The 24791-nt window shown below is 63.3% G+C and carries 19 protein-coding genes; 6 read left to right on the top strand and 13 right to left on the bottom strand.

What is annotated here, in order from left to right:
• Positions 1 to 16: 16 nt before the first annotated feature.
• The 5 genes from EUU22_RS01705 to argE form a co-directional block, all read right to left on the bottom strand.
• Entirely contained in the window at positions 17 to 1060 is a 1044-nt protein-coding gene (locus EUU22_RS01705) for a tartrate dehydrogenase (protein ID WP_129330387.1), read from the bottom strand.
• A gap of 20 nt (positions 1061 to 1080) precedes the next feature.
• On the bottom strand, positions 1081 to 2544 hold the full coding sequence (locus tag EUU22_RS01700) for an aldehyde dehydrogenase family protein (protein ID WP_129330386.1): 1464 nt from the start codon (positions 2542 to 2544) through the stop codon (positions 1081 to 1083).
• Positions 2545 to 2705: 161 nt separating this feature from the next.
• A complete protein-coding gene (locus tag EUU22_RS01695) occupies positions 2706 to 3068 on the bottom strand; it encodes a cupin domain-containing protein (protein WP_129330385.1) in 363 nt (120 codons plus the stop codon).
• A 23-nt stretch (positions 3069 to 3091) separates the two neighbouring features.
• The gene (locus EUU22_RS01690; RefSeq protein ID WP_129330384.1) at positions 3092 to 4015 is read right to left on the bottom strand and encodes a 2-hydroxyacid dehydrogenase; all 924 of its coding nucleotides are present in this window, start codon (positions 4013 to 4015) and stop codon (positions 3092 to 3094) included.
• Positions 4016 to 4028: 13 nt separating this feature from the next.
• Positions 4029 to 5153 carry an acetylornithine deacetylase gene (gene argE, locus EUU22_RS01685; protein ID WP_129330383.1) on the bottom strand — a complete coding sequence of 375 codons (1125 nt, stop codon included), beginning with the start codon at positions 5151 to 5153 and terminating at the stop codon, positions 4029 to 4031.
• 260 nt (positions 5154 to 5413) lie between these two features.
• Between argE and EUU22_RS01680 the strand changes: the two genes are divergently transcribed.
• Positions 5414 to 6316, top strand: a complete 903-nt coding sequence (locus tag EUU22_RS01680; RefSeq protein WP_129330415.1) for a GNAT family N-acetyltransferase — start codon at positions 5414 to 5416, stop codon at positions 6314 to 6316.
• A gap of 89 nt (positions 6317 to 6405) precedes the next feature.
• Here EUU22_RS01680 and EUU22_RS01675 read toward each other — a convergent pair whose 3' ends face one another.
• The 7 genes from EUU22_RS01675 to EUU22_RS01645 all read right to left on the bottom strand — a co-directional run bounded on the left by EUU22_RS01675 (position 6406) and on the right by EUU22_RS01645 (position 13667).
• Complete coding sequence (locus tag EUU22_RS01675) at positions 6406 to 8061, bottom strand: dihydroxyacetone kinase subunit DhaK (RefSeq protein ID WP_129330382.1); 1656 nt, start codon at positions 8059 to 8061, stop codon at positions 6406 to 6408.
• An 11-nt stretch (positions 8062 to 8072) separates the two neighbouring features.
• Positions 8073 to 9068: an ABC transporter ATP-binding protein gene (locus EUU22_RS01670; protein ID WP_129330381.1), complete on the bottom strand. Its 996-nt coding sequence runs from the start codon at positions 9066 to 9068 to the stop codon at positions 8073 to 8075.
• Positions 9061 to 10158, bottom strand: a complete 1098-nt coding sequence (locus EUU22_RS01665; RefSeq protein WP_129330380.1) for an ABC transporter ATP-binding protein — start codon at positions 10156 to 10158, stop codon at positions 9061 to 9063. Before EUU22_RS01665 ends, EUU22_RS01670 begins: the two co-directional genes overlap by 8 nt.
• Positions 10159 to 10161: 3 nt before the next feature.
• Positions 10162 to 10350 carry a hypothetical protein gene (locus EUU22_RS01660; RefSeq protein ID WP_129330379.1) on the bottom strand — a complete coding sequence of 63 codons (189 nt, stop codon included), beginning with the start codon at positions 10348 to 10350 and terminating at the stop codon, positions 10162 to 10164.
• Positions 10347 to 11288: a carbohydrate ABC transporter permease gene (locus tag EUU22_RS01655; protein WP_129330378.1), complete on the bottom strand. Its 942-nt coding sequence runs from the start codon at positions 11286 to 11288 to the stop codon at positions 10347 to 10349. The genes EUU22_RS01660 and EUU22_RS01655 overlap by 4 nt, the downstream gene beginning before the upstream one ends.
• Positions 11285 to 12232, bottom strand: coding sequence for a carbohydrate ABC transporter permease (locus EUU22_RS01650; RefSeq protein ID WP_129330377.1), 948 nt, complete (start codon positions 12230 to 12232; stop codon positions 11285 to 11287). Before EUU22_RS01650 ends, EUU22_RS01655 begins: the two co-directional genes overlap by 4 nt.
• Before the next feature lie 100 nt (positions 12233 to 12332).
• A complete protein-coding gene (locus tag EUU22_RS01645; RefSeq protein WP_129330376.1) occupies positions 12333 to 13667 on the bottom strand; it encodes an ABC transporter substrate-binding protein in 1335 nt (444 codons plus the stop codon).
• 297 nt (positions 13668 to 13964) lie between these two features.
• Here EUU22_RS01645 and EUU22_RS01640 point away from each other — a divergent pair, with 297 nt between their 5' ends.
• Complete coding sequence (locus EUU22_RS01640; protein ID WP_129330375.1) at positions 13965 to 14987, top strand: LacI family DNA-binding transcriptional regulator; 1023 nt, start codon at positions 13965 to 13967, stop codon at positions 14985 to 14987.
• 42 nt (positions 14988 to 15029) lie between these two features.
• Here the strand turns inward: EUU22_RS01640 and EUU22_RS01635 are convergent, their stop codons facing one another.
• Positions 15030 to 15779 (bottom strand): cyclic nucleotide-binding domain-containing protein, encoded by a 750-nt coding sequence (locus EUU22_RS01635; protein ID WP_129330374.1) that lies wholly within the window; start codon positions 15777 to 15779, stop codon positions 15030 to 15032.
• 239 nt (positions 15780 to 16018) lie between these two features.
• Here EUU22_RS01635 and EUU22_RS01630 point away from each other — a divergent pair, with 239 nt between their 5' ends.
• From EUU22_RS01630 to narJ, 4 genes are read left to right on the top strand one after another with little or no spacing between them, the layout of a single operon-like run.
• Positions 16019 to 18763, top strand: a complete 2745-nt coding sequence (locus EUU22_RS01630; protein WP_165351044.1) for a nitrate/nitrite transporter — start codon at positions 16019 to 16021, stop codon at positions 18761 to 18763.
• Positions 18764 to 18780: 17 nt separating this feature from the next.
• Positions 18781 to 22539: a nitrate reductase subunit alpha gene (locus EUU22_RS01625; protein ID WP_129330373.1), complete on the top strand. Its 3759-nt coding sequence runs from the start codon at positions 18781 to 18783 to the stop codon at positions 22537 to 22539.
• Entirely contained in the window at positions 22536 to 24074 is a 1539-nt protein-coding gene (gene narH / locus EUU22_RS01620; protein WP_129330372.1) for a nitrate reductase subunit beta, read from the top strand. The genes EUU22_RS01625 and narH overlap by 4 nt, the downstream gene beginning before the upstream one ends.
• Positions 24074 to 24787 (top strand): nitrate reductase molybdenum cofactor assembly chaperone, encoded by a 714-nt coding sequence (gene narJ, locus EUU22_RS01615; protein WP_129330371.1) that lies wholly within the window; start codon positions 24074 to 24076, stop codon positions 24785 to 24787. Before narH ends, narJ begins: the two co-directional genes overlap by 1 nt.
• Positions 24788 to 24791: the final 4 nt, after the last annotated feature.

Here is a 24791-nt window from a genome sequence, read left to right as displayed (position 1 = left end):
GTTTGAAAATGCGTTGTCAGGCAATGGCCGCGAGAACGGCTTTGGTGATCGTGTCGGTCTTGTCCTCGCCGGGCACCGTGCCGATGCCGGCGGCGGTCGTCCTTGCGATTGCCGTCATTACGGCCGTGGCCGCTTCCGCTTCGCCGAGGTGTTCGAGCATCATCGCGCCCGACCAGATGGCGGCGATCGGATTGGCGATGCCGAGATGGGAAATGTCCGGTGCGGAGCCATGAACCGGCTCGAACATGGAAGGCGCAGAGCGGTCGGGATTGATATTGGCAGAGGCCGCAAAGCCGAGGCCGCCCTGGATGGCAGCACCGAGATCCGTCAGGATATCGCCGAAGAGGTTGGAGGCGACGATGACGTCGAGGCTTTCCGGTGCCATGACCATGCGGGCGGCAAGTGCATCGACATGGTAGCTCGTGACCTCGACATCGGGGTACTCGGCGGCGAGTGCCTTCGTGATCTCGTCCCAGAGGACCATGGAATACTTCTGGGCGTTGGACTTGGTCACTGAGGCGAGCTTGCCTCGCCGCGCGCGCGCCTGCTCGAAGCCGAAGCGAATGATGCGCTCGACGCCCTTGCGGGTGAAGATCGAGGTTTCGACGGCGACTTCATTGTCCATGCCCTGATGGACGCGTCCGCCAGCCCCTGAATATTCGCCTTCCGTGTTCTCGCGGATGCAGAGAATGTCGAAGCCTTCCGCCTTCAGCGGGCCCTGTACACCGGGCAGAAGCCGGTGCGGGCGAATGTTGGCGTACTGGACGAAGGCCTTGCGGATCGGCAGGAGAAGGCCGTGAAGCGAGACCGAATCCGGCACTTCGGCCGGCCAGCCGACGGCGCCGAGCAGAATGGCGTCGAAGCCGCGCAATGTCTCGATCCCGTCTGCCGGCATCATCGCCCCGGTTTCCTTGTAGAACTTGCAGGACCAGGGAAATTCGCGGCCTTCGAGCCTGAACCCTCCGGCTTCCGCCGCTTTCGTCAGGACGGCCCAGGCTGCGGCGGTGACGTCGCGTCCGACGCCATCGCCGGGGATCTGTGCAATTTTGTAGACCTTCATGGATTTCCTCGGACGGTTTCCTAGAGATTGATGAGGACGCTCTTCGTCCTGCGGTTTGCGTGATAGGCCTCGCGGCCGAGATCCTTGCCGATGCCGGAGCGCTTGTAGCCGCCCGTCGGCAGGATGTGGTCGCGCGAGCGGCTATAGCGGTTGACCCAGACCGTGCCGGCCTGCAGCCGCCTCGTAAGGCGGATGGCACGCGAAAGGTCCCGGGTGAAGAGGCCGCCCGCCAGCCCGTAGGCCGGGTGGTCGGCCAGCGAGAGGGCCTCCTCCTCGTCGCGGAAGGTCTGCAGCGTCAGCACCGGCCCGAAGATCTCCTCGATGACGGCGGGCGAGTCCTGATCGACACCGGCAATCAGCGTCGGCTGATAGAAATAGCCGGATGCATCCATCGGGGCTCCACCCGTCAGGCATTCACCACCGGCGCGGACGGCCGCCGAGACGATGGAATGGATGCGTTCGCGCTGCCGTTCGGAGATGATCGGCGAGTACTGGGTCGCCGCATCCCATGTCGGACCGGCAGTCGTCACCTTCATGCGACTGATGATCGCCGCGACGAGAGGTTCGGCGACCGCTTCTTCGACGATTAGCCGCGATCCGGCCACGCAGGCTTGCCCGGCATTCGAGAGAATGCTGCCGGCGATCGCGGCCGCGGCCTTGTCGAGATCGGCATCGGCAAAGACGAGCTGCGGGCTCTTGCCGCCGAGTTCCAGCGTCATCGGCTTGACGCCGGTTCGGGCGACGTTCTCCATGATCGCGGCACCGGCGCGGGTCGAGCCGGTGAAGCTCACCTTGGCGATGTCCGGGTGACCTGTGATCGCAGTGCCGGTGACCGGGCCGTCGCCGAGCACGACGTTGACGAGCCCCGCCGGCACGCCCGCGCGAACGGCAAGCTCCGCAAGACGAATGGTGGTGAAGGGTGTCATTTCCGACGGCTTGATCACCACGGCATTGCCGGCGGCAAGTGCTGGACCGAGCTTCCATGCCGCCATCGAGAGCGGGAAGTTCCAGGGTGTGATCGCGCCGACAACACCGTAGGGTTCGCTCATGATCATGCCGAGACTGGCATCGTCGGTCGGAACGAGATCGCTGCCCTCCTTGTCGGCGAATTCCGCGAAGAAACGGATCTGTTCGGCCGAAACGGCAATATCGCCCTCGACCAGATGACCGACGGGCCGCGTCGAGGAGACGGCCTCGAGCCTGGCGAGTGTCCCGGCATCCTCCTCGATGAGATCGGCCCAGCGCTGCAGCACGCGCGTGCGTTCACGCGGGCGAAGGCCACCCCAATTGCTGTCCTTCAGCGCCTTCCTGGCCACCTGCACAGCCTCGTCGACAACCTCGCCATCGGCAACGGGACAGCCGGCATAGGGTTGCCCATCGGACGGACGATGCATGTCGATCACGCCGTCTGCGGCGACCAACTGGCCGCCGATGAAGTGACCGACCGGAAAGGACAGGCTGTCTGGATCGAAACTCAGTGTCATGGGTATACCTTTCATCACTGGAAGGGATGGTAGGCGACCCAGCGGAGCAGCTTGATCCGAGCAACGAGCCGGCGATGGCGGAAAAAGCCGTTTTGCCGGCTCGCTGCAGCGTATTCTACGGCAAGCGCATCGTGTTCACGATCGATGCCGGGCTTCGTCGGTCAGTTCTTCGGGGTGACCGTGAGATAGATCTTGCGGACGGTTTCGATCGTCTTCCAGACACCTGTGAAGCCCGGTTTCATGACGAAGCTGTCGCCCGCCTTGTAGATCACGGGCGCGCCGCCCTCGGGCGTGATTTCGACGACGCCGGCGAGGATGTGGCAGAATTCGAAGGTCTCGCCCTTGATCGAGCGGGTTTCGCCGGGCGTCGCTTCCCATACGCCGGTATGCACCAGGTCCCCGTGGGCGACGTCCTGCGCCCAGGTCTTGAAGGCCGGGCTTCCGGAAATCAGGCGGTCTGGTTGCGGCAGGCTTTCGCGCGGCGCGAAGGAGGGATTCGGATCTATGGTCTTGAGGAGCGACATGGTTTTCCTTTCAGGTTTGAAGGTCAGTAGCCGCGGCTGCGGTCGATGAGCCCGACGGGATCGAGCCCGTCGCGCAGGCGCCTGATGTTGTCGATCACGGCGCGGGCGGCGGTTCGTGGTTGGGTGACGCTTGCGACATGGGGCGTCAGCACGATCTTCGGATGGTTCCAGAAGGCATGCCCGGGAGGCAGCGGTTCCGGCTCGGTGACGTCGATCATCGCGCCCGAGAGTTGCCCGCCATCCAGAGCCGCGATCAGGTCGTCATGGTTCAGCTGCGGGCCGCGTCCGACATGGACGAGCCCGGCGCCGCGCGGCAGCCTGTCGAAGAGGCCGGCATCGAGAAATCCTCGCGTCTCGTTGGTGAGCGGCAGCAGGCAGACGAGGATGTCGGATTGAGCGAGCATGGCGTCGAGACCGGCCTCGCCTGCAAAGCAGGTCACGCCGTCGATATCGTGTTGCGACCGGCTCCAGCCGGAAAGCGGAAAGCCGAAGGGCTTCAGCCGTTCGATCACCGCCTGGCCGAGCATGCCGAGCCCCAGCACGCCGACACGACGTTCGCACGCCTGTGGCTGTGGCAGGGCTTGCCAGACCTCGTCGCGCTGCTGGCGGAGATAGGCGGGGAGGGCACGATGAAGGGTGAGCACCGCCAGCACCGCATATTCCTGCATCATCCGGACGATACCGTCCTCGACCATGCGGACGATCTTCATGGAAGCCGGGACCTCGGCAAGCCGGAACTGGTCGACGCCGGCGCCGATCGAGAAGAGCACTTCGAGATTGCGGTAGCGTGCGAGATCCGGAGGAACCGTCCAGGTGATCAGGTATCGGACGGCGTCCGGGTCGACCGTCGCCGGATCCATGGAAAATGGCAGTTCGGGTATTTCGCGAGCAAAGATCTCTCGAAACACCGCGCCGCGCACTGCGTCGGAATGGAACAGGAAGGTCATGGCGTTCTTTCGCTCAGGCCACGCACCGCCGACCGAGACTCTCCAGCAACGCCTCGCAGGCGGAGAGCTCCTCGGTACAGATATATTCGTCCGGCTTGTGGGCGCGGTCGATCTCGCCGGGGCCGCAGATGATCGCGTCGATGCCGGCCTGCTGGAAGAGCCCGGCTTCCGTCCCGTAACTCACCGCCGCAAGCGGCTCGCGGCCGGTGAGGTCGCAGAACAGGCCGGCGAGAGGTGTGCTGCGCGGAAGCGACAGGGCCGGATAGCTGCTGAGCTCCTCCCAGGTCACACCATAACCTTCCGCCGTGAGCGCCTCGGCGGCTTCCCGCACGGGCACGAGGAGAAGTCGCGGATCGACACCCGCGATTGCGCGCGCCTCCAGCTCCGCCTCGCAGAGATCGGGAATGACGTTGACCGCCCGCCCACCGTTCAACAGGCCGACCTGCAACGAGGAATAGGCAGGCTCGAAGGTCGCATCGAACGGCCCTGCAGTGAGCGCGGTTGCCGCGGCGACTGCCTTGCTCAGCACCGTCGCCATCCCGTGGATCGCGTTCAGCCCGAGGTCGGGACGCGAGGAGTGGCCGGCGCGACCCTCGACCGTGACCTTCGCCGCCGCCTTGCCCTTGTGGGCGAGGATCGCCTGCATCCCGCTCGGCTCCCCGATCACCGCGCCGAGAGGCTGTGCGCAAAGGTCGGGAAGGCGTGCGAGCATGTGTGGAATACCCCGGCAACCCGCCTCCTCGTCATAGGAGAAGGCGAGGTGGATCGGCCGCGCCAGCGTCAGCCTGGCGAATTTCGGAACGGTTGCGAGTGCGGCGGCGAGGAAGCCCTTCATGTCGGTGGTGCCGCGCCCGTAGAGACGGTTCGCCTCCTTGCGCAAGCGGAACGGGTCGCTGGTCCAGCCGGGTTCGGTGGCCGGAACGATGTCCATGTGGCCGGAGAGGACGTAGCCGGCGGTGTCGCGCGGGCCAAGCGTTGCGAAGAGGTTGGCCCGATCCCCCTCGGGTCCGGGCAGGACGTGGACGACCGCACCATGTGCCTCGAGATAGCTGCGAACCCAGTCGATGATCGCGTCGTTCGGCGTGCCGACGACAGAGGGGAAGGAAACGAGCTTGTCCAGGATGTCGATTGCTTGCATTCGTGCCGCCACATCTGCTTTGGTTGCGACCGGGCCGGTCGCCCCTCGGGGGATTGGAACTTCTGGAGGAAGGCGTCAGGCAAGACTAATGCTGGGGACGGGGAGCGGATGCCGAAGGTGTGCGCCTTTCAGTCGAATCTTGCGCGCAGAGGTGGAAGAGAAGCGGATTGTTTTGCCGGCCGCAGTTTAGTCTCGGACGCGTCGCGGTTCGCGAACACGTCGGATCGATAACTGAAGGGTTGGGGGAAGAGAGAGGAATGCTGGAGGCCGGAGTCTCGGATAGCCTGGTTGTCGACACGTTCCGCATGCATCTTGCCGACATCGCGGACGTCGACCTCTCGCAACTGCACGCCCTCTCAATTGCAGTCGGATGGCCGCATCGTGCCGAGGACTGGCGCTTCCTGCTCGATATCGGACGGGGATTTGCCGCGCTGGACGAGATCGACCGGGTGCTCGGCTCGGCCATGTGGTTTCCCCACGGTGACGACTTCGCGACCATCGGCATGGTCATCACGTCGCCGCGGCTGCAGACCAACGGTGCGGCACAATGGCTGATGCGGAAGCTGATTGCCGGGGAGTTCGGAACACGCCGACTGAGGCTCAACGCGACGCGCGCGGCGTATCGGCTCTATCTCTCGCTGGGTTTCTTGCCGAGGGCATCTGTCCATCAGTGTCAGGGCGATGCGCGCCCGTTGCCGGACGCGCCGCCCATCCCGGCGGGGCTGACGCTTCGGGAGCTCTCTCCTGCTCATCTCGATCAGATCGCGGCGCTCGATGCCCCCGCCTTCGGCGCCGTCCGGCGGCTACACCTTGCGCGGCTCTTCGAGCAATCGGTCTCCTACGGGCTCTTTCGCGGACAGAGCCTCAGGGCTTTTTCCATGTGCCGCCGTTTCGGCCGCGGCCATGTCGTCGGGCCGGTGGTCGCCCACTCCGACGAGGAGGCGATTGCCGTTGTGCATCCGCATGTGATCGCTCACGCAGACACCTTTCTCCGGCTCGATACGCACTTCAAGACGGGAGCATTCGCCAATTTCGTCCAGCAATGCGGGTTGCCGGTGTTCGATACCGTCACGACGATGACACTCGGCGAGCATGCCGATTATGGTTCGGGTGAGGACGGGCAGGCTATGGTCTTCACGCTCGCCTCCCAATCGATGGGGTGAAGAATTCGCCGTCTGCCGGTCCCGTCCGCTCTCACATCCCTGACGTGATCGTTGCGGACGGGCCGGATACTTCTCGACGTCGGTTGCTTCTAGCGTGCCGCTGCGCTTGCTGCCTCACCCTTCGCTGACCGCGCCAGGAACTCGAACAGGATGGCCACGGCCTCGGCGCCCGGATCGGCGTGCCCCAGGAGCTGCCGCGAGCTGAGATAGGCGGCACGACCGGCATGGGCCTTGGCAAGCGTCGCGGTCCGGTCGGCTCCGGCGCGCGCAGCCTCTGCGGCTGCCTTCAGTCCGCCTTCGAGGGCATCGAGAGCCGGAGCGAGGGCATCGACCATCGTGCGGTCGCCGACCTTTGCTCCGCCGATCTCCTGCATGCGCGCAAGCCCGGCCCGCAAGGCGTCCCGGATTGGCAGGCCACTCGATGCGCCGTCACCGGCCGCGGCAAAGAAGATCGCGAGCAGGACCCCGGAAGACCCGCCCATCGTCTGGCTGAGTTCGAGGCCGATCGCCCGGAACAGTTGCGTGTGGTCGGAAAGCGGCAGCCTGTTCATCGCCTTGACGAGCGCGCGGGCGGCGCCGGCGAGCGTCGACCCGGTGTCGCCGTCACCGGACTTGGCGTCGAGCGCATTGAGGCCCTCCTCAGCCGCGATCAGCACGTTGCAGCAGTCGGTGAGGAATTCGCGGGTCGGCCTGTGGTCGGATGGCAGCGGCATGATCGGGGTGAGCCCATCCGGCAAGGCGACGACCGATACCGGCCGGACGGGGGAGAGACCCGGCCAGGCGGCGGGGCCGACCGGCCGTGCAAGGGCGGCGATGTCGTCGGCCTCCGCCGGGTAGAGCGAGATGGAGAAGCCGCGCATGTCGAGCGACGTCATCATGGCCGCCGGACCGACGACGTGGCTGATCAGCCCGCCGATGTCGGACTGGATCAGTTCATGGGCGAGGATCGACATTTCGAGAACCGACGTCCCGCCGAGATTGTTGATCAATGCGACGTGCGGCTTGTCCCCGATCGCCGACCGCAGCTTGGCCACGACGGCATTCATCGCCGACCGGGCACCGGAGAAGTCGACCTGCTCCACCCCGGCCTCGCCATGGATGCCGAGGCCGAGCTCGGCCATGCCTGCCGGGATGCGGTTTTCCTTCGGCGACCCCGGAACGGTGCAGGTGTCGAGCGACATGCCGATGCTCTTCGTCGCGCCGATCACCCTGCGCGCGGCAGCCGTCACCGTTTCGAGATCGGCGCCGCTTTCGGCGAGCGCTCCGGCGATCTTGTGCACGAACAGCGTTCCGGCGACGCCGCGGGCCTGCGGCAGGTCCGGAAGCGCGATGTCGTCGTCGACGATCACCATGCCGACATTGAGCCCGAAGGCCCGCGCCCGTTCGGCCGCCAGTCCGAAGTTCAGCCGGTCGCCGGTGTAGTTCTTGACGATCAGGAGGCACCCGGCCGGACCGGTGACCGCCAGTATGCCCGCGAGCACCGCATCGACGCTCGGCGAAGCGAAGACGTCACCGCAGACCGCCGCGGTCAGCATGCCCGCGCCGACGAAGCCCGCATGCGCCGGCTCGTGACCGGATCCGCCACCCGAGACGAGCGCGACTTTGGACTTGTCCCAGTCCGCCCGGACGATCACGCGGATATGCGGATAGCCGTCGAGGCGTGCCAGCGGCACGCCGCCCGTTGCCAGCAGGCCCTCCACGGCCTCGATGACGACGTCTTCTTTCTTGTTGATGAACTGAGCCATGGAAACCTTCCTTAAGCGAGTCGCATGCCGTCGGCATCGAAGTAGAGTGGATCAACGGGTTCGATCTTGACGATCTCTCCGTCACGCCGGGTCGTATGGGGCTCCGTGACGGTGACGATGGTGTGTCCGCGGAAGGACAGGTGCAGGCGCGTCTGGTCGCCGAGCCTTTCGACGCGCGTGACCAGACTCTCCTCGCCACTACCCTGGCGAATGTGCTCCGGCCGAAGACCGATGCTGGCCGCACGCGGGGGTGCCGCCGGGAAGAGGTTCGCCGGCAGGACGTTGATGCGCGGCTGCCCGAGCCGCTGGGCGGCATGGAGGCTGACGGGACGTTCGTAGACTTCCCGCGGCGAGCCGAACTGTACCAGCCGCCCGTGATGCAGGACGCCGATATGGGTCGCCATGGTCATGGCCTCGACCTGGTCGTGCGTGACATAGAGGAGGGTCGCCCCGGAATTCGCCTGGATGCTCTTCAGCTCGACGCGCAGGTCGGCCCTCAGTTTCGCGTCGAGTGAACTCAACGGCTCGTCCATCAGGTATATCTCGGGCGTGCGGACGAGCGCCCGGCCGATCGACACCCGCTGCATCTCGCCGCCCGAAAGCGCCGTCGCCTTGTTGTCGAGCTTGTGGGCGATGCGGAGCGTCTCGGCGACGGCCCGCACCTTGCGCTCGATTTCGGCGGGTGGGGTTCGCAGAAGCGGCGACTTCAGCGGGAAGGCGAGGTTCTCGCGAACGGTCAGGTGTGGATAGAGCGAATACTGCTGGAAAACCATCGCGACATTGCGCTCCGCGGGCGTGAGGCCCTTCATCGACCGGCCGGCGATGAACACATCGCCGTGGTCGGGATGATCGAGTCCCGAAATCATCCTGAGCGTCGTCGTCTTGCCGGCGCCCGTTGGGCCGAGCAGCACGACGAAGGACCCGTCGGGTATGGTCATCGACACGTCGTCGAGCGCCCTGTGGCCGGAGAAGCTTTTCGTGATGGACTGGAGGACGACATCAGCCATGGTGCAGCACCCCTTCGTTTCCTTCGGAGATCAGGGCATGTCCACGCTCGCCTGCGAAGACGGTCAGCGTGCGGCCGTCGAATTCCAGCCCGACCGTCTCACCCTCCCTGACGGTTTCGGCGGAGGAGATCCGCGCCTTGATCTTGCCGTTCGGCGTCGAAAGCGTAACGATCTGGGTCGTGCCGAGATATTCCGTCGCGAGCACCTTGCCCCGATAGGTAGATGCATCGGAAAAGCGGACATGTTCCGGTCGGACGCCGAGCGTCAGCCTTCCCTCGGCGCCCTGCCGGGATACCGGAACCGCGACGCGATGCCCGTCGAGAACGACGTGGTCGCCGCCGATACCGATCATGCCCTCGAACTCCAGGAAATTCATCGGCGGTGAACCGATGAAGTCGGCAACGAAGCGGGTCGCCGGCCAGTCGTAGATTTGCTGCGGTTGGCCGAACTGCTCGACCACGCCATGGTTCATGACGACGATCTTGTCGCCCATCTGCATGGCTTCGAGCTGGTCGTGGGTCACATAGACGGTGGTCGCGCCGATCCGGTCGTGAAGCGCCCGCAATTCTTCCGCCATGTGCTCGCGGAATTCCGCGTCGAGTGCGCCGAGCGGCTCGTCCATGAAGAAGGCCTTCGGCCGGCGCACGATCGCACGCCCGAGCGCCACACGCTGGCGGTCGCCGCCCGACAACCCGCCCACCGGCTTGTCGAGGATGTCTTCAATCCTCAGGATTCTCGCCACCTCCTCGACCCGCGTCCTGACTTCCGCCTTGGGAACGCCCTGGCTCAACAGGGGGTAGGAAATGTTCCGGCGCACGTTCATGTGCGGATAGAGCGCGAACATCTGGAAGACGAAGGCGATATCGCGCTGGCTCGCCGGCTTCATGCCGACCTCCTCGCCGTCGATATGGATCTCGCCGCTGCTCGGCAGCTCGAGGCCCGCCATCATCCTGAGCGTCGTCGTCTTTCCGCAGCCGGAGGGTCCGAGCAGCATGAAGAACTCGCCGTCCTCGATCGTGAAGCTCGAGGACTGGACGGCGGTGAAGGCGCCGAACTCCTTGCGCAGGTTCTGTATTTTGATCTGCGCCATGTCTTACTCCGGGAAGTGGCTGACGATGACGAACATCACGGTGCCCACCAATGTCACGACGAAGGAATAGGTATAGAGCGACAGCGCGAAGGGCTGCATCATCATGAAGACGCCGAGAGCGATCAGCGCCGAGGCGACGAGCTCCCATTCGTTACGCCGCAGCCGGCGAAGCCTGTTGAAGAATTGGGTCATTTGCGTACAGCCCCAAAGGTGATGCCGCGCAGGAGATGCTTGCGCAGGACGATCGTGAAAACGACGACCGGAACGAGGAAGAGCGTGGCACCGGCGGCGACGGCCGGCCAGTCCTGACCGCCGACGCCGATGATCGTCGGAATGAAGGGCGGCGCGGTCTGCGCCGTGCCCGAGGTCAGGAGCACCGCGAAGGCATATTCGTTCCAGGCAAAGATCAGGCAGAAGATCGCGGTCGACGCGATGCCCGTCACGGCCTGTGGCAGCACGACCTTGTAGAAGGCCTGGAAGCGCGTGTAGCCGTCAATCAGTGCCGCTTCCTCGTATTCGATCGGGATCTCGTCGATGAAGCCCTTGAGCAGCCAGACCGAGAGCGACAGGTTCACCGCCGTATAGAGAAGGATCAGGCCCGCATGGGTGTCGCTCAGGCCGAGCGAACGGAACATGAGGAAGATCGGGATCGCAACGGCGATCGGCGGCATCATGCGGGTCGACAGGATGAAGAACAGCAGGTCGTCCTTCAGCGGCACCTTGAAGCGGGAGAAGGCATAGGCCGCCGCCGTTCCGAGCACGATGCAGAGCAGCGTCGACCCGAAGCCGATCACGACCGAGTTGTAGAAACGCTCGCCGAAGCGGGAGGGGCCAGCAATCACCAGCCCGTCCTTCCGCACGAGTCTCTCATACCAGGTCTTCGGTTCTCCGAGGGCCTGGAGGTCCGCATCCGAGACGCGGGTCCTGGTCGTGAAGAGGTTCACGTAGCCTTCGAGCGTCGGCTCGAACAGCACCTTCGGAGGGTAGGCGATCGCGTCGGAAGGGCTCTTGAAGCCGGTGGCGATGATCCAGACGAGCGGCAAGATCGTCACGACGGCATAGAAGACGACGAGGATGCCGGCGAACCATTTCTGGCGAGCCGAAGGCTCGGTGACGGAGTAATTGCTCATCGTTCTTTCACCTTGTTCAGCGCTTTCACATAGATCGAGGCGAGGCCGAAGACCGTGACGAAGAGGATCACCGCATAGGCCGAGGCATAGCCTGTTCGCCATTTCTCGAAGGCCTCGCGCTTGAGGTTGATCGAGGTGAGTTCGGTTACCGAGCCCGGCCCGCCGCCGGTCAGCTGCACGACGAGATCGAACATCTTGAAGTTCTCGATGCCCCGGAACAGGATCGCGAGCATCAGGAAGGGCAGAACCAGCGGAATGGTGATGGTCCAGAACTGCCGCCATTTGCTCGCCCGGTCGCATTCGGCCGCCTCGTAGATGCTGTCGGGGATGGACCGCAATCCGGCGAGGCAGATCAGCATGACAAAAGGCGTCCACATCCAGGTGTCGACGATGACGATCGCCCAGGGTGCGAGCGAGACATCGCCGATCATCGAGAAGCTCGAAGGATCGACGCCGCTGAAGAAGCCGATCACGTAATTGAAGAGGCCGATCTGCGGCTGGTAGAGGAAGGTCCAGAAGTTGCCGACGACGGCCGGGCTCAGCATCATCGGCAGCACGATGATCGTCGTCCAGAGATCGTTTCCACGGAACTTCTTGTTGATCAGGTAGGCAAGCGTGAAGCCGATCAGCACCTGAAGCGCGATCGTCCAGAACAGGAAATGCGCCGTCGCCTGCATCGTGAGCCAGATGTCGCCATCGGTGAGGATGCGGGAGTAATTCCGCAGTCCGACGAATTCCGGTGCCTCACCGGGCCTGTTGACCCGGAAATTGGTGAAACTCAGCCTGACCGTCCAGATCAAGGGAAAGATGTTGACCGCCAAGAGAAGGAGGATCGTCGGCGTCACGAAGATCCAGGCGATCGCCCGGTCGGAGAGGCCTGAGACCCTCCTGGAGATACCGGACGGCGTTGTGCGCGCGAGGCGGTCGATGGCGCTCTCGGACATGGGCTAACCCCCGCATGGAAAAGAGAATGGGCTGCGGTGCCGGGCTGATGCCGGCACCGCTTGGACGGATCGCCCGGGTCGAGCGATCCGGGGCAGGGGCTCAGATCTTGCCTTCGTCCTCGAAGACCTCGGTCCAGTCCTTGACGAGGCCGTCGAGAGCTTCCTTGGCCGTGCCCTGTCCGGCAACGACATAGTCGTGGAAGCGCTTCTGCGTCGCCTGCAGGAGCGAGGCATAGGACGGCTCCGCCCAGAAGTCCTTCACGATGGCCATCGAGTCGAGGAAGGTCTGGGCATAGGGCTGGCTGGTGGCGAAGCCCGGATCTTCCACGACCGAGCGGAGGGCGGAATAGCCGCCGAGCGACCACCATTTCTGCTGGATCTCGGGCTGGGCGAACCACTTGATGTATTCGAGTGCGGCATCCTGCTTCGCGGAGGCGGCGACCACCGAGATGCCCTGGCCGCCGAGCTGGGCGAACTGCTTGCCGTCGGGACCTGCGGGATTGGGGAAATAGCCGGACTTGTCGCCGCCGACATTCGGGTCGGCGTTGATCCCCGGCCAGATGAAGGCGAAGTTCATCTGCAGCGCGACCTGGCCCGATTTGTAGGCATCGATGTTCTCCGACATGTAGGTGTCGGACGAACCGGGAGGCGTGCAGCAGTCGTAGAGCGTCTTGTAGTATTCGAGACCTGCGATCGCCTGGGGCGAGTTGACGAAGCCCTCCATGTCATAGGGCTTGTCGGGATTCTGGTATTCGAAGCCGAAGGAATAGAGGACGTCCATCGCCCCCATGGTGATGCCTTCCGAGCCGCGCTCGGTATAGATCGCCGCGCCGTAGACGGTCTTGCCGTCGATGTTGCGCCCCTGAAAGAACTCGGCGATGTCCTTTAGTTCCGCGAAGGTCTTCGGCACGGCGAGATCACGGCCGTACTTCTTCTTGAATTCATCCTGCAGTTCGGGGCGGGCGAACCAGTCCTTGCGATAGGTCCAGCCGACCACGTCGCCGAAGGCGGGAAGGGCCCAGTAGTCCGGCGAGTTCTTCGGCCATTCGGCATAGCCGACAACGGTCGCAGGGATGAAGTTCTCCATCTTGATTCCTTCCTTGTCGAAGAAATCGTTGAGCTTCACATACTGACCGTTCTCTGCGGCGCCGCCGATCCACTGGCTGTCGCCGATCATCAGGTCGCACAGCTTGCCGCCGGAATTCAGCTCGTTGAGCATGCGGTCGGCGAAGTTCGGCCACGGCACGAATTCGAACTTCATCTTGTGGCCGGACTTGGCTTCGAAATCCTTGCTGAGTTCGACCAGTGCGTTGGCCGGGTCCCACGCGGCCCAGCACAATGTGAGTTCTTCGGCCTTGACTGCGGCCGCGCCCGACAGGCTCGCCCAGGCAAGTATGCCCGCGGCAACCGTGGATTTCAGGAATGCTGACTTCATGACGTTCTCCTCCCTTGACCGATCCCGATCTCCATCGGGATGCGTTCGACGCCCCCTCCAGGGCAACCAATGCAATGCGCAGTCCTCCGGGCCGGCAGTTTTCCTCCTCCGGCCGCGATATCGAGTGCTTGCCGGACGCAGCTCGCGTCCGGGTTCTCGACCTTGGAAGAGTCTATAATTGAGGTGCGCACCTCAATGCAAGGAAATTGTGAGGTGCGCACCTCAATTTCTTGCTTTTCGTTTGAAATTGTTGGAGAAGTCTATGCCGACTCCGGTGTCGATATGTAGAAAGGCGTCATGAGACCCACAGCGAAGGACCTCGCGGAAGCCGCAGGTGTCAGTCTTGCCACGGTGGACCGTGTGCTGAACGATCGGCCGAATGTCAGCGCGAAGGCGGCGCGGAAGGTGAACGAGGCGATCGAGCGGATCGGCTTCGTGCGCAATCCGGCGGCCGTCAATCTCGCGCGCAACCGCATCTATCGCTTCCGATTCGTCCTGCCGCTCGCGGGCGATCAGTATCTCCAACGGATCCTCAGGGAGGTGGGGGAGGCGCGCGAAGCGCTGCGTTCGGATCTCACCGACATCGATCTGATGCAGATGCCGATGTCCGACCCGCATGCGGTCGCGAGGTATCTCTCCGGACTCGAACCGGGCGAACTCGACGGTGTGGCGATCATGGCGCCGGAATCGCCGCAGGTGCGCGATGCCATGGCCCGGCTGATCGAGCGCGGCATCAAGGTCGTTCAATTTCTTTCAGGTCATGAAAAGCTGCCGGCGGCGGATTTCGTCGGCGTGAACAATTTCGCCGCCGGCGCCACGGCGGGAAAGCTGGTCGGCCGGTTTCTCGCGGGCACGCCGGGGAAGATCATGGTCGTGGCCGAAACCATGATGGCACAGGACAGCATAGAGCGCAGGCTCGGCTTCGACAGGATCATCGACGACCAGTTCCCCCACCTTGTCCCCTTGCCGTCACTGGAAACCTATGGCGACGAGCGTCGCGCCGGCCTCGTGATCCGCAGGACACTGGAGCACAATCCGGATATCGCGGCGGTCTACGTGCTGAGCGCCGAGGCAAGGGTCCCGGTCTCTGCCATCGAGGCGGTCACCGATCCGCGACCGCTGACCGTCGTCGTCCACGAGCTCACGCCTTTCAGCGAGGAAGCGCTCAGAGACGAAAGGATCGACGCCGTCATTGCCCAGGATCCGGGCCATGCCGTCAGAAGCGCGACCCGCATCATGCGCGCGCGCCTCGAACAGCGCGAACCCATCGTCTCGCAGGAACGGATACGCATCGAGATCCTGCTGAAGGAGAATCTCTGAACAGGTCGGCGGTCGAGCGGGTCGCTGCCCCGTGGGGACGGTTCAAACCGTCGGTGGCTCCATCCGGCCGTCGTCTCCCCGCGTGGTCATCACGCTCGGCTCCTCTCCGTCGATCAGCGGAGACGGATTGGCGTAGCCGGTCAGGGCGGCAAGATCCGACAGGAGAACACTGCCGCCACTGGCCTGCACCCCGTATTGCGCAAGCGTGGCGAAGCCGCGGGACAGGTTCTCGGGCGTCATCCCGAGATAGGAGGCGAGCACGCGCTTTTCGAACGGCAGCTTCATCGCGACATTTTGCCCCTGCCTGACATATTCGCGCAGGATCCAGTTGGCGAGACGCTTTGCCCCGCTGCGCAGTTTCTGCTTCTTCAGTTCCTTGACGGTGCGACGATACGCTCGCGCCAGTTCGAACACGACCGCCCTCATGAAGCCCTGGTCTTGGCCGAGCAGTTCGCGGATCAGCGGAGCCGGGATCATGAGAATGCGCGCCGGCGTGAGCGTGCGGGCGGACTGAAGGCAGACGTTATCGTTCAAGACGGCCGCAAGTATAAACAGGTTTACCGGGCCGAGAATTTCGGTAACAGTGTCGCTGTCGTCCGAGGCTGCCGACATTTCGACTAGCCCTTCGAGAACGATATAGAGGAAGTCAGCAGACGTATTCTCGCGCAGAAGTACGGTCCCGGCCGGAAAAGACTGCAGGAAGCTCGGGGCTATGGCCCGGCTGAAGGTGCTCTCCTTCACGTCCTGGAAAATGTTCAGACGCTTCAGTTTCTCGATGTCGTCGATATGCATTCTAAAGCACCTGCCTCACTCTCCAGCGATTTCAATTCACAACACGAAAAATGTCAATTAAGAAGTATAAATTATTGTAATTTGCAGTCAAAAGATATCAAGTCATCGTATTAAATAGTTCTATTAGTGTACGAATAATTCGCGTCAAAGGTCTATTGACCCAAATCAACGACGATTACCGCGAATCTGCGATTTTGTGTGCTGTGTAATACCTGGAACTTCGAAACGGGAGCATGGCAATGCCAAACTCAGTGGGTGGCAGTCCTCAGGGGCAGAAGACAGCATTGGCGATGAGTACCGTCGCCTTCACGGTCTGTTTCGCCGTCTGGACGATCTTCGCAATCATCGGCATTCAGATCCGCAAGGACCTGAATCTCTCGGAAACCCAATTCGGCCTGTTGGTCGGCACGCCGATCCTGACGGGCTCGCTCATCCGCGTCATCCTGGGCATCTGGACGGATCGCTATGGTGGTCGTGTCGTCTTCACCGCCACCATGCTGGCCGCCGCCGTCGCAACCTTCTTCCTGACCTACGCCACGACCTACCCGCAAATGCTGGTCGCAGCCCTGGGCGTCGGCATCGCCGGCGGGTCGTTTGCCGTCGGGGTCGCCTATGTGTCGCGCTGGTATCCGCCGGAAAAGCAGGGCACGGCGCTCGGTATCTTCGGCGCCGGCAATGTCGGTTCGGCCGTCACCAAGTTCCTGGCCCCCTTGGTCCTCGTCGCCTTCGGCTGGCACGCTGTCGCCCAGGTCTGGGCGGGCGCGCTGGTGGTGATGGCAATCGTTTTCTGGTTCACCACCAAGGATGACCCGGTTCTCGTCGAGCGCCGTCGCACCGGTGAAAAGCCGAAGAGCACCTGGATGGAGCTCGAGCCGCTGAAGAACGTCCAGGTCTGGCGCTTCTCGCTCTACTATTTCTTTGTCTTCGGCGCCTTCGTCGCGCTCGCGCTCTGGCTGCCGCAATACCTGATCAACGTCTATGGCGTCGACATTCGCGCCGCGGGCATGATTGCCGCCTTCTTCTCTGTTCCGGCCAGTCTGTTCCGCGCCTATGGCGGGCATCTCTCTGATGTCTACGGCGCTCGCCGCGTCATGTACTGGACCTTCCTGGTCTCTGTCGCCGCAACCTTCCTGCTCGCCTATCCGCCGACCGACTACGTGGTGCAGGGCGTCAACGGCCCGATCGCCTTCCATGCCGAGATGGGCCTGATCGGCTTCACCGTCACGGTCTTCATCCTCGGCTTCTTCATGGCACTCGGCAAAGCCGCGGTGTTCAAGCACATCCCGGTTTACTATCCGAAGAGTGTCGGCTCCGTGGGTGGCCTGGTCGGCATGATCGGCGGTCTCGGCGGTTTCATCCTGCCGATCGTCTTCGGCATGTTGCTTGATCTCACTGGCCTTTGGACGAGTTGCTTCATGCTTCTCTTCCTGATCGCGCTCGGATCGCTCACCTGGATGCATCTTGCCGTCCGCCAGATGGAGAAGGAGGCTGTCGGCGAGAAGCTGGCCGAGCTGCCGTTCTTCCCGGAAATGAAGGGCATGGGGGAAGGCGTTCGCAAGCCGGTCAAGGAGAACACCACCGTTCTCACCGACTGGAGGCCCGAAGATCCTGCCTTCTGGAACGAGAAGGGCCGAGCCATCGCGCGCCGCAACCTGTGGCTCTCGATCCCGGCGCTGCTTCTGTCCTTCGCCATCTGGCAGGTCTGGTCTGTCGTCGTGGCCAAGCTGCCGCTGGTCGGCTTCACCTTCACCACTGACCAGCTCTTCTGGCTGGCGGCATTGCCGGGCCTTTCCGGCGCAACGCTTCGCATCTTCTACTCCTTCATGGTGCCGGTTTTCGGCGGGCGGCTGTGGACGACGCTCACGACCTGGTCGCTGATCATACCGGCGCTCGGCATCGGCTATGCGGTGCAGAATCCCGACACGCCTTATGTAATCCTTCTCCTGCTCGCACTGCTTTGTGGCTTCGGCGGTGGCAACTTCGCCTCCTCCATGTCGAACATCTCCTTCTTCTTTCCGAAGGCGGAGAAGGGCAATGCGCTCGCCCTCAATGCGGGCCTCGGTAATCTCGGCGTCAGCGTCGTGCAGTTCGTCGTGCCGCTGGCGATCACAGCCGGCGTTTTCGGCGGACTTGGCGGTGATCCGACGATGGTCGCGTCCGCGACAGGCGAGGCTCCCCTCTGGCTGCAGAATGCCGGCTTCATCTTCGTGCCGTTCATCATCCTGGCGGCCCTCGGCAACTGGTTCGGCATGAACGATATCGCCTCGGCCAAGGCTTCCTTCGCCGAGCAGGCGGTGATCTTCCAGCGCAAGCACAACTGGATCATGTGCTGGCTCTATACCGGCACCTTCGGCTCGTTCATCGGCTATTCCGCAGGGTTCCCGCTGCTTACCAAGACGCTGTTTCCGGACGTCAATGTTCTGCAGTTCGCCTTCCTCGGCCCGCTGGTCGGCGCGCTTTCGCGCTCCGGCACCGGCTGGCTGTCCGACAGGTTCGGCGGCGGTCGCGTCACCTTCTGGGCGTTCGTCCTGATGATGATCGGTGTCTCGGGCGTGCTCTACTTCATCGGCATCAAGGAGCAGCCGAATGCCTTCTGGGGCTTCTTCGCCTCCTTCCTGCTGCTCTTCTTCGCAACCGGTGTCGGCAATGCCTCCACCTTCCAGATGATCCCCGCGATCATGCGAAAGGAGATGGGCCGGCTGATGCCGCAGGCGACTGCGGAAGAGCGTCGCCTGCAGGCCGAGAAGGAATCGGCGGCGATCACCGGCTTCACCTCCGCGATCGCGGCCTTCGGAGCCTTCTTCATCCCCAAGGGATATGGCACGTCGATCATGCTGACGGGCGGACCGGAAGCGGCACTCTGGTCCTTCCTGATCTTCTACGTCACCTGCCTGGCGATCACCTGGGCCGTCTACACCCGCAGGGGCGGGCTGCTCTACGACCTCGAGCGCGGTCGGGTCAGCCCGGCTGCCGCAACCGCCTGAAATCGGAGGAGAACACTATGAGCCATCTGCTCGATCGCCTGAACTTCCTGGCGCGCAAGAACGCCGGCACATTCTCGCAAGGACACGGCGTCACCACGACAGAAAGCCGGGATTGGGAGGATGCCTACCGCAAGCGTTGGCAGCACGACAAGATCGTGCGCTCGACACACGGCGTGAACTGCACGGGTTCGTGTTCGTGGAAGATCTACGTCAAGGGCGGGATCGTCACGTGGGAAACCCAGCAGACGGATTATCCCCGCACGCGGCCGGATCTTCCCAACCACGAGCCGCGTGGTTGCGCACGCGGCGCCAGCTACAGCTGGTACATGTACTCGGCCAATCGGGTGAAGCATCCGCTGATCCGTTCGCGTCTGCTCAAGCTCTGGCGGAAGGAGCGCTTGATGCGGACGCCGATCGGCGCCTGGGCCGCAATCCAGGAAGATCCGGAGAAGCGTGCCGACTACATGAAGATGCGCGGCCTCGGAGGCTTCGTTCGCGCGACCTGGGACGAGGTCAACGAGATCATCGCCGCCGCGAATGCCTATACCGCCAAGACCTACGGACCGGACCGGGTCGTCGGCTTCTCGCCGATCCCGGCCATGTCCATGGTCTCCTATGCCGCCGGCTCGCGCTATCTTTCGCTGCTCGGTGGCGTCTGCATGTCCTTCTACGACTGGTACTGCGACCTGCCGCCGGCATCGCCGATGACCTGGGGCGAGCAGACGGACGTGCCGGAATCGGCCGACTGGTACAATGCCGGCTTCCTCATGCTCTGGGGGTCCAACGTGCCGCAAACGCGCACGCCGGATGCCCACTTCTATACCGAGGTGCGCTACAAGGGGGCGAAGTCGGTCGTGGTTTCGCCCGACTATTCGGAAGCCGCGAAATTCTCCGATCTCTGGCTGCATCCGAAACAGGGGACGGACGCCGCGCTTGCCATGGCGATCGGCCACGTCATCCTCAGGGAATTCCATCTCGACCGGCAGGCCGAGTATTTCGAGGACTACTGTCGTCGCTATACCGACATGCCGATGCTGGTGAAGCTCACCGGCAAGGACGGGCACTTCGTCGCCGACCGCTTCGTGCGCGCCTCCGATTTCACCGGCGCGCTCGACGAGACGAACAATCCGGAATGGAAAACGGTCGCGGTCGACGCCAGGACGAAGCAGTTCGTCTCGCCGAACGGCTCCATCGGCTATCGGTGGGGCGAACAGGGCAAGTGGAACCTCGAGGCGAAGGACGGCAAGGGCGCGGACGTCGAACTCGCCATGAGCTTCATCCTCGACGACGACCATGACACGATCGCCAATGTCGGCTTTCCCTATTTCGGCAATCGTGAGCACGACTACTTCGAAGGCACCGACCATGACAGCGTGCTGGTGCGCAAGGTGCCGGCTCGCAAGGTCAAGCTCGCCGACGGTGAAGCGCTCGTCGCGACTGTCTTCGACCTCTTCGTAGCCAATTACGGGCTCGATCGCGGCCTCAATGATCCGAACTCGGCGAAATCCTATCAGGAGAACCTGCCTTATACGCCGGCCTGGGCGGAAAAGATCACGGGCGTTCCGCGCGACCAGATCATCGCGGTCGCCCGTGAGTTCGCCAGCAATGCCGAAAAGACCAGGGGGCGCTCCATGGTCATTCTCGGCGCCGGCCTGAACCACTGGTACCATATGGACATGAACTATCGCGGCATCATCAACATGCTGGTGATGTGCGGTTGCGTCGGCCAGTCAGGCGGGGGCTGGAGCCACTATGTCGGACAGGAGAAGCTGAGGCCCCAGACGGGCTGGACAGCGCTTGCCTTTGCCCTCGACTGGAACCGTCCGCCGCGCCACATGAACTCGACGTCGTTCTTCTACGCCCACACCGACCAGTGGCGCTACGAGACGTTGAAGATCGACGACATCCTGTCGCCGACCGCGCCCGAAGGTCCGTGGGACGCTTCGCTGATCGACTACAATATCCGGGCCGAGCGCATGGGCTGGCTCCCCTCGGCGCCGCAGCTCAAGACCAATCCGCTCGAGGTGTCGAAACAGGCAGCGGCCGCCGGCAAGGAGGCCAGGGATTACGTCGCCGAACAGCTGAAGGCCGGGACGCTCTCCATGTCGTGCGAAGACCCTGACGACAAGGCCAACTGGCCACGCAACATGTTCGTCTGGCGCTCGAACCTGCTCGGCTCGTCCGGCAAGGGGCACGAATACTTCCTCAAGCACCTGCTCGGCACCAAGCACGGCGTGCTCGGCAAGGATCTCGGCGAAGAGGGCCGGCAGGCTTCGAAGGAAGCGGTTTGGCACGACGAGGCGCCGGAAGGAAAGCTCGACCTCCTGGTCACCCTCGACTTCCGCATGTCGACCACCTGCGTCTATTCCGACATCGTCCTTCCGACCGCCACCTGGTACGAGAAGAACGACCTCAATACCTCCGACATGCACCCTTTCATCCACCCGTTGTCGAGCGCAGCGGATCCGGCCTGGGAAGCGCGCAGCGACTGGGAGATTTTCAAGGGCATCGCAAAGGCGTTCTCCGACGTCTCCCCGGAAATCCTCGGCGTCGAGAAGGACGTCGTGCTCGTGCCCACTCTCCACGACACGGCAGGCGAACTTGCCCAGCCGTTCGACGTCAAGGACTGGAAGAAGGGCGAGACCGAGCCGGTCCCCGGCAAGACCATGCCGGCGGTGGTCGTCGTCGAGCGCGACTACCCGAACCTCTACAAGAAGTTCACCTCGGTCGGAAACCTGCTCGACAAGCTCGGCAATGGCGGCAAGGGGATCGCCTGGAACACCGAGCATGAAGTCGATCTGCTCGCCCGGCTGAACGGTGTCGTCCAGGAGGAGGGGGTCACCAAGGGACGTCCGCGGATCGAGAGCGACATCGACGCGACGGAGGTCATCCTGTCGCTTGCGCCGGAAACCAATGGCGAAGTGGCGGTGAAGGCGTGGGAGGCGCTGTCGAAGTTCACCGGCCGCGATCATACCCACCTCGCGATCCCGAAGGAGGACGAGAAGATCCGCTTCCGCGACGTGGTGGCGCAACCGCGCAAGATCATCTCGTCGCCGACCTGGTCGGGCCTGGAATCGGAAAAGGTCTGCTACAATGCCGGTTATACCAATGTGCACGAACTGATCCCCTGGCGCACCCTGACCGGCCGCCAGCAGCTCTATCAGGATCACCTGTGGATGCGCGCCTTCGGCGAAGGCTTCTGCGTCTACCGGCCACCGATCGATACCAAGACGATCAACCCGGCGATCCGCTCGAAGGCGGACGGCAAGCCGCATCTCGTGCTGAACTTCATCACGCCGCACCAGAAGTGGGGCATCCACTCCACCTACAGCGACAACCTGATGATGCTGACGCTCAATCGCGGCGGTCCGGTCGTATGGATTTCCGAGCCCGACGCCAAGCGGGCCGGCATTGCCGACAATGACTGGGTCGAGGTCTACAACACCAACGGTGCGATCGTCGCGCGTGCGGTGGTCTCGCAGCGCATGAAGGACGGTACGATCTTCATGTACCACGCGCAGGAGAAGATCGTGAACACGCCCGGCTCGCCGATCACCGGCCAGCGCGGCGGTATTCACAACTCGGTCACGCGCGTCATCACCAAGCCGACCCACATGATCGGCGGTTATGCCCATCAGGCCTACGGCTTCAACTATTACGGCACGGTCGGCGCCAACCGCGACGAGTTCGTCGTCGTTCGCAAGCTCGACAAGGTGGATTGGCTCGAAGGGCCGCACAGCGAAGGCATCGCAGACAACAAGGAGGCGGCAGAATGAAAATCCGTGCACAAATCGGCATGGTCCTCAACCTCGACAAGTGCATCGGGTGTCATACCTGCTCGGTCACCTGCAAGAACGTCTGGACCAATCGCGAGGGTGTCGAATACGCCTGGTTCAACAACGTCGAGACAAAGCCCGGCATCGGTTTTCCGAAGGAATGGGAAAACCAGAAGAAGTGGAACGGCGGCTGGGTCAGGAAATCGAACGGCAAGATCGAGCCGAAGATGGGCGCCAAGTGGCGCATCCTCGCCAAGATTTTCGCCAATCCCGACCTGCCGGAAATCGACGACTATTACGAGCCGTTCGACTTCGACTACGGCCATTTGCAGACCGCCGGCGAAAGCCGGGCAATGCCGACAGCCCGGCCTCGCTCGATGATCAGTGGCGAGCGGATGGAAAAGATCGAATGGGGTCCGAACTGGGAAGAAATTCTCGGCGGTGAATTCGAGAAGCGCTCGAAGGACTACAATTTCGAAGGCGTGCAGAAGGAGATCTACGGCCAGTTCGAGAATACCTTCATGATGTACCTGCCGAGGTTGTGCGAGCACTGCCTCAACCCGACCTGTGCGGCCGCCTGTCCTTCGGGAGCGATCTACAAGCGCGAGGATGACGGCATCGTCCTGATCGACCAGGAGAAGTGCCGTGGCTGGCGCATGTGCGTTTCCGGCTGTCCCTACAAGAAGATCTACTACAATTGGAGCTCCGGCAAATCCGAGAAGTGCATCTTCTGCTATCCTCGTATCGAGGCCGGCCATCCGACGGTCTGCTCGGAGACCTGCGTCGGCCGCATCCGCTACCTCGGTGTCATCCTCTACGATGCCGACCGGATTTCAGAGGCTGCCTCCACGGCCAATGAGCAGGATCTCTATGAAGAACAGTTGAAGATCTTCCTCGATCCGAACGACCCCGCCGTGATCGACCAGGCGCGCCAGGACGGCGTTCCTGATGCCTGGCTGGAAGCGGCCAAGCATTCGCCGGTCTACAAGATGGCGATGGACTGGAAGATCGCCTTCCCGCTCCACCCCGAATACCGCACGCTTCCCATGGTCTGGTACATCCCGCCGCTGTCGCCGCTGCAGTCGGCGGCCCAGTCGGGCAAGCTCGGCATGGACGGGCCGCTGCCGGATGTGCGCTCGCTACGCATTCCGGTCCGCTATCTCGCCAACCTGCTGACGGCCGGCAAGGAAGCTCCCGTCATTTCGGCACTGGAGCGCATGCTCGCCATGCGCGCCTACATGCGCTCGAAGACGATCGACGGCGTCATCGACGCCTCGATCGCCGCCAAGGTCGGCATGAGCGCCGAGATGATCGAGGAGATGTACCACATCATGGCCATCGCCAATTACGAGGATCGCTTCGTCATTCCGACGACGCATCGCGAGGTGACCGAGGACGCCTATGACGTCCGCGGTTCCTGCGGTTTCTCCTTCGGCAACGGTTGCTCGGGTGGCACGTCGGACAGCGATCTCTTCGGCGCCAAGCGTCGCAAGGTCGTCCAGACCCCGACCGACATTTTCAAGGAGCAGGTCTGATGCACAAGGCGCTGAAAATCATCTCACTGCTGCTGAGCTATCCGAGCGACGAACTGTTGGCGGGGGCGCCGGAGCTGAAATCGGCGCTTGACGGCGACGATACGATCGCCCGGGAGGTCAAGCTTCTGCTAGGCCGTCTGCTCGACGATCTCGCCGGCCAGGACCTCTATGACGCGCAGGAGCGATACGTGTACCTGTTCGACCGCAGCCGCTCGCTGTCGCTGCATCTCTTCGAGCATGTGCACGGCGAGAGCCGCGACCGCGGTCAGGCGATGGTCGACCTGATGACGATGTACGAGGACAACGGCTTCGTCATCGATGCGAAGGAACTGCCGGACTACCTGCCGCTCTTCCTCGAATTCCTGTCGACCCGCTCCGTCGAGGAGGTCGACGACCTGCTCGCCCAGACCGCCCACATCACGGCGGCGCTCGGCGAGCGGTTGAAGAAACGTCAATCGGTCTACGCCGACCCCTTCCTGGCGCTGCGCCTGCTGTCGAAGACGACACCGGACCAGAAGCTGCTCAAGGAGCTGCTCGACGGCGCCGAGGACGATCCGAACGATCTCTCCGCGCTCGATCGTATCTGGGAGGACGAGGCGGTGACCTTCGGCGGAAACGCGGGTGACAACAGTTGCGGCCCGGACCGACTGCGCACGCAGATGCGGGCGGCGGCGCGCAAGCCGAACGATCCCTTGAACACGATACCGGTCTAGGAGG

This window comes from Ciceribacter ferrooxidans, assembly GCF_004137355.1.
In the GTDB taxonomy this organism is placed as follows: Bacteria; Pseudomonadota; Alphaproteobacteria; order Rhizobiales; family Rhizobiaceae; genus Allorhizobium; species Allorhizobium ferrooxidans.
The sequence above is the reverse complement of the archived record's forward strand: the minus strand, read 5'-3'. Positions and strand labels throughout refer to the sequence as shown.

Coding starts and splice junctions, on each gene's coding strand:
- EUU22_RS01635 (WP_129330374.1), bottom strand. CDS start 15,779: ATGCATATCGACGACATCGAGAAACTGAAGCGTCTGAACATTTTCCAG.
- EUU22_RS01645 (WP_129330376.1), bottom strand. CDS start 13,667: ATGAAGTCAGCATTCCTGAAATCCACGGTTGCCGCGGGCATACTTGCC.
- argE (WP_129330383.1), bottom strand. CDS start 5,153: ATGCAAGCAATCGACATCCTGGACAAGCTCGTTTCCTTCCCCTCTGTC.
- EUU22_RS01630 (WP_165351044.1), top strand. CDS start 16,019: ATGCCAAACTCAGTGGGTGGCAGTCCTCAGGGGCAGAAGACAGCATTG.
- EUU22_RS01650 (WP_129330377.1), bottom strand. CDS start 12,232: ATGTCCGAGAGCGCCATCGACCGCCTCGCGCGCACAACGCCGTCCGGT.
- EUU22_RS01640 (WP_129330375.1), top strand. CDS start 13,965: ATGAGACCCACAGCGAAGGACCTCGCGGAAGCCGCAGGTGTCAGTCTT.
- EUU22_RS01695 (WP_129330385.1), bottom strand. CDS start 3,068: ATGTCGCTCCTCAAGACCATAGATCCGAATCCCTCCTTCGCGCCGCGC.
- EUU22_RS01655 (WP_129330378.1), bottom strand. CDS start 11,288: ATGAGCAATTACTCCGTCACCGAGCCTTCGGCTCGCCAGAAATGGTTC.
- EUU22_RS01690 (WP_129330384.1), bottom strand. CDS start 4,015: ATGACCTTCCTGTTCCATTCCGACGCAGTGCGCGGCGCGGTGTTTCGA.
- EUU22_RS01705 (WP_129330387.1), bottom strand. CDS start 1,060: ATGAAGGTCTACAAAATTGCACAGATCCCCGGCGATGGCGTCGGACGC.
- narH (WP_129330372.1), top strand. CDS start 22,536: ATGAAAATCCGTGCACAAATCGGCATGGTCCTCAACCTCGACAAGTGC.
- narJ (WP_129330371.1), top strand. CDS start 24,074: ATGCACAAGGCGCTGAAAATCATCTCACTGCTGCTGAGCTATCCGAGC.
- EUU22_RS01665 (WP_129330380.1), bottom strand. CDS start 10,158: ATGGCGCAGATCAAAATACAGAACCTGCGCAAGGAGTTCGGCGCCTTC.
- EUU22_RS01660 (WP_129330379.1), bottom strand. CDS start 10,350: ATGACCCAATTCTTCAACAGGCTTCGCCGGCTGCGGCGTAACGAATGG.
- EUU22_RS01625 (WP_129330373.1), top strand. CDS start 18,781: ATGAGCCATCTGCTCGATCGCCTGAACTTCCTGGCGCGCAAGAACGCC.
- EUU22_RS01670 (WP_129330381.1), bottom strand. CDS start 9,068: ATGGCTGATGTCGTCCTCCAGTCCATCACGAAAAGCTTCTCCGGCCAC.
- EUU22_RS01700 (WP_129330386.1), bottom strand. CDS start 2,544: ATGACACTGAGTTTCGATCCAGACAGCCTGTCCTTTCCGGTCGGTCAC.
- EUU22_RS01675 (WP_129330382.1), bottom strand. CDS start 8,061: ATGGCTCAGTTCATCAACAAGAAAGAAGACGTCGTCATCGAGGCCGTG.